This is a genomic window from Sphingomonas bacterium, assembly GCF_903644055.1.
GTDB lineage: Bacteria > Pseudomonadota > Alphaproteobacteria > Sphingomonadales > Sphingomonadaceae > Sphingomonas_I.
The window spans coordinates 1-3,945 of record NZ_CAHJXD010000217.1 but is presented as its reverse complement, the minus strand read 5'-3'; the positions used below and the strand labels follow the sequence as shown (position 1 = coordinate 3,945).

Sequence of the window (3,945 nt, the reverse complement as noted above, 5' to 3'; positions counted from 1 at the left end):
ATCCTGTTCACTCAACGTCACCCCGGCCTTGAGCCGGGGTCCCGCTTCTTCTTCAGCGTCGCCAAGCAGCGGGACCCCGGCTCAAGGCCGGGGTGACGAGAGTATAACGTCAACAGGACAGGCTCCAGGCCCGCACCGCCGCTCGCATCGCTTCCGGCTGGCGGCTCGCATCAGGCCGCGTCGCGCAGTGCCGCCTGCGCCACCTGCCGGCCGACCACCGCCAGTTGCTCCGCCACCGCCGGATCGCTGCAACCGCCCGCCGCATCGAAGCGGCAGTTCTGGCTGTTGACCGTCGCCGCGAAAGGCGTGGGCCAGCCGCGCAGCGCATGGACGATCGAGCGCAGCGCCGCCACCGTGCTGCCCGTCGCCTGCCATCCGTAGGCGGTGGCGATAAGGCCCACCGGCAGGTCGGCCAGATAGACGCGCGAATCCTTGGCGGTTTCCTCCAGCAGGTCGATCGTGTTCTTCACGAGGCCGGAGACGCTGCCATGATATCCGGGGCTCGCGATGATGATTCCGGAGGCGGCGCGGACCGTCGCGACGAAATCATGCTCGGCGGCCGAGCGGTCGGCGACCCCCGGCACGTAGAGCGGCAGCCGCATCATCGCCTCGCCCCCGAACAATCGAGTCACGGCACCGGCGCGCTCCGCCGCCGCCAATGCCACCGCGAGCGCGCGTTCGGTGGAGGATCCCGGCATGCTGGTGCCGCCGATGCCGACGATGAGGGGGGGCTCGGTGCTCGTCATCATTCCGTTCGCTCGTTTCGGTCGTTGCGATCCCGCTCTTCGACCAGCAAAAGCCTTCTAGCAATGCCCGCCAACGATGGCCGCCGGGCTTTTTACCACTCCCGCGATTCTGTCGGGCCGGTCATGGCAACGCCGGCAGCCGCAGCCGCACGCAAAGGCCGCCGAGGTCTTCGCTCTCGTGCAGCGCCACCGTGCCGCCGTAAATCTCCGCGACATCGCGCACGATCGCGAGGCCGAGGCCCGTGCCCGGCTTGCCCGTATCCAGCCGCACGCCGCGCTCGAAGATCGCCTGCCGCTGATCGGCGGGGATGCCCGTGCCGTCATCCTCGATCACCGCCTCGGCGAAGCCCGCGTCGCCGCCGATCGCCACGAACACGCGGCCGCCGCCATATTTGGCGGCATTCTCGATCAGATTGCCGAGCATCTCGTCGAGGTCCTGCCGCTCGACGCGCGCGCGCACGGTCCGGTCGCCCGCCATGTCGATCGTCACGTCGGGGTAGAGCCGCCCCACCGCGCGCTCCACCGCCTCGACCGAGGACCAGAGCTGCGCGACGCTCTGCGCGGCCCCCCGCCGCCCCACCGCGCGCGCGCGCGCAAGATGGTGATCGACCTGCCGCCGCATCGTCGTCGCCTCGCGGATCACGGTTTTGCAGAGGTCGTCGCTGTTGGCGGTCGCCTCGTTCATGATTACGGTCAGCGGGGTCTTGAGCGCATGCGCGAGATTGCCCGCGTGCGTGCGCGCTTCCTCCGCCTGCCGCTCGTTGTGCGCGAGCAGATCGTTCAGTTCCTCGACCATCGGCGCGATCTCGATCGGCAGCCGCGCATCGACGCGCGAGCGCCGCCCGGTCCGCACCGCGTTGATCTCGCGCCTTACGTGCCGGAGCGGCCACAGCCCGAACGCCGCCTGCAAGGTCGACATGACGATCAGCCCCAGCCCGAGGATCGCGAACGAACGCACCAGCGTCCGGCGCAGCACGGCGATCTGATCGTCGAGCCCGGCGCGCGCCTGCGCCACCTGGAACCGCCACATCAGCGGCGATCCCGGCAGCTTGAGATCGCGCTCCATGATCCGCAGCGGCTCGTCGGAAAATTGCTTGCTATTGTAGAGATGGACCGCGAGATCGCGGTGCTTGGCGGTCGTATCCAGCGCGCGATCCCAGAGCGAGCGCGAGCGGAACGGTTCGTGCGCGGCGCCCGCGACCTGATAATAGAGCCCCGACGCGGGCTCCAGGAAACGCTGGTCGCCGAGCGGGCGCGTGAAGCGCACCTCCCCCGCCGGATCGATCTCCGCCGACGCGATCATCGCGGTCAGCACATATTGGAGCTGCGCGTCGAAATTGCGCGTCATCGCAGTGTTGAGCACGCGATCCAGCGCATAGCCGCCGCCCGCGAGCAGCACGAGGATCCACAGCGCGGCGATGCCGATCATCCGGCGGGTCAGCGATCCCGTCGTCCGCTGCGCCTGGCGGAGCGGCTCGTTCGGCCCGCTGCTGACGATCAGCGACCTGCCGGTCAGCACCGAGCGGAGCAGGTTGAACGGCACCTCGATCCAGCGCCATCCCGGCGGCGGCCGCCGTCCCTCGCCGGCCGCGTGCGCCATCTCAGCTCGCGGTCTCGTCCAGCGAATAGCCGAGGCCGCGTATAGTGGTGATCACGTCCGCGCCGAGCTTCTTGCGGATTCGCGTGACGAACACCTCGATCGTGTTGGAATCGCGATCGAAATCCTGATCGTAGATATGCTCGATCAGCTCGGTTCGGCTCACCACCTTGCCCTTGTGGTGCATCAGATAGCTCAGCAGTTTATACTCCTGCGCGGTAAGCTTGACGGGCTCGCCCGCCTTGGTGACCTTGCCGCTGCGCGTATCGAGGCGGATCTCGCCGGCGATCAGTTCGGACGAGGCGTTGCCCGCCGCGCGGCGGATCAGCGCGCGGAGGCGCGCGATCAGTTCCTCGGTCTGAAACGGCTTGGCGAGATAATCGTCGGCGCCCGCGTCCAGCCCCGCCACCTTGTCGGACCAGCTATCGCGCGCGGTCAGCACCAGCACGGGCGTGTCCTTGCCTTCCTTGCGCCAGCGGTCGAGCACGGTCAGTCCGTCGACCTCGGGCAGGCCCAAATCGAGCACGATCGCGTCGTAATTCTCGGTCGAGCCGAGATAATGCCCGTCCTCGCCATCGGTGGCGAGATCGATCGCATAGCCGGCTCCCTCCAGCGTGGCGCGCAATTGCCGCCCGAGATTGGGTTCGTCCTCGACGATCAGCACGCGCATCGGATGTCTCCCCGTTGAAGTCGTCCGGCCCTATCGCCCCGGGACTGTGCCGAACATGAACGGCGGGGAGTAGGTGCTGCGCGCCCGGGCTTCAATCCCCGGCCTTCAGTTCCCCGAACGCCCGACGATCTGGCCGGTGCGCGCATCGACGTCGATCCAGATCACCGACGCGCCGCGCATGAACTTGAGCCGGTAGGTGGAGGAGGCGGGATCGAACTCCGGCCCGAGATAATCGGCGCCGCCCATTCTTGGCAGCACGCGCGCCTCGATCTCGCGCAGCGGCTTGACCTGCCCCGAACGCGTCGCGGCGAGCGCCTGATCCTGCTCGCGCCGCTGGTCCGCCTGAAGGGCGGGCGCGACGAGCATGGCCACGAGAGCGGCGGCGGCGATCCTGAGCATCGGCATGAGGCGGTGGCATAGGCCTCCCGCTTTGAACAGCCTGTGAATGGCAAGGCGGCAACGAAGCGCCTGAAAAGGTGGCAATTCCGCCACATCCCGCCGACCCCGTCGACGCGCGCCGGTTGCGCCGCCGCCCATCGCCGCCTAGCTGCACCGGTATGGCCGCCCCCGTCCTCGCCTTCGAAAACCTCGGCATCGTCCAGGGCGCGGGCTGGCTGTTCCGCGGGCTCGATATCTTCGTGGGGCCGCGCGACCGGCTGGCGCTGATCGGCCGCAACGGCGCGGGCAAGACCACGCTGCTGAAATTGCTCGCGGGGACGATCGACGCCGACGAGGGCCGCCGCACGATCGTCCCCGGCACGAGGGTGATCCTACTCGAACAGGAGCCGAGCCTCGCGGGCTTCGCGACGCTGCGCGATTATGCGCTGGGCGGCGCCGATGCGCCGCAGCCGCACGAGGTCGAGGCGATCGCCGACCAGCTCGGCATCGATCTCGCGCGCGCCTGCGCCACCGCGAGCGGGGGCGAGCGCCGC

The 3,945-nt window shown here is 69.0% G+C and carries 5 protein-coding genes; 1 reads left to right on the top strand and 4 read right to left on the bottom strand.

Annotated features, from left to right (window positions below):
• Positions 1 to 170: 170 nt before the first annotated feature.
• The 4 genes from HUU94_RS09625 to HUU94_RS09610 all read right to left on the bottom strand — a co-directional run bounded on the left by HUU94_RS09625 (position 171) and on the right by HUU94_RS09610 (position 3,418).
• On the bottom strand, positions 171 to 749 hold the full coding sequence (locus tag HUU94_RS09625; protein WP_174274867.1) for an NADPH-dependent FMN reductase: 579 nt from the start codon (positions 747 to 749) through the stop codon (positions 171 to 173).
• Between the two features lie 118 nt (positions 750 to 867).
• Complete coding sequence (locus HUU94_RS09620; protein ID WP_174274869.1) at positions 868 to 2,175, bottom strand: sensor histidine kinase; 1,308 nt, start codon at positions 2,173 to 2,175, stop codon at positions 868 to 870.
• A 172-nt stretch (positions 2,176 to 2,347) separates the two neighbouring features.
• A complete protein-coding gene (locus HUU94_RS09615; RefSeq protein ID WP_174274866.1) occupies positions 2,348 to 3,013 on the bottom strand; it encodes a response regulator transcription factor in 666 nt (221 codons plus the stop codon).
• Positions 3,014 to 3,118: 105 nt separating this feature from the next.
• Entirely contained in the window at positions 3,119 to 3,418 is a 300-nt protein-coding gene (locus HUU94_RS09610; RefSeq protein ID WP_254602114.1) for a hypothetical protein, read from the bottom strand.
• A 152-nt stretch (positions 3,419 to 3,570) separates the two neighbouring features.
• On the opposite strand from HUU94_RS09610, the gene HUU94_RS09605 reads away from it, so the two are divergent.
• A partial coding sequence (locus tag HUU94_RS09605; RefSeq protein ID WP_174274865.1) for an ATP-binding cassette domain-containing protein occupies positions 3,571 to 3,945 on the top strand: 375 nt, incomplete at its 3' end.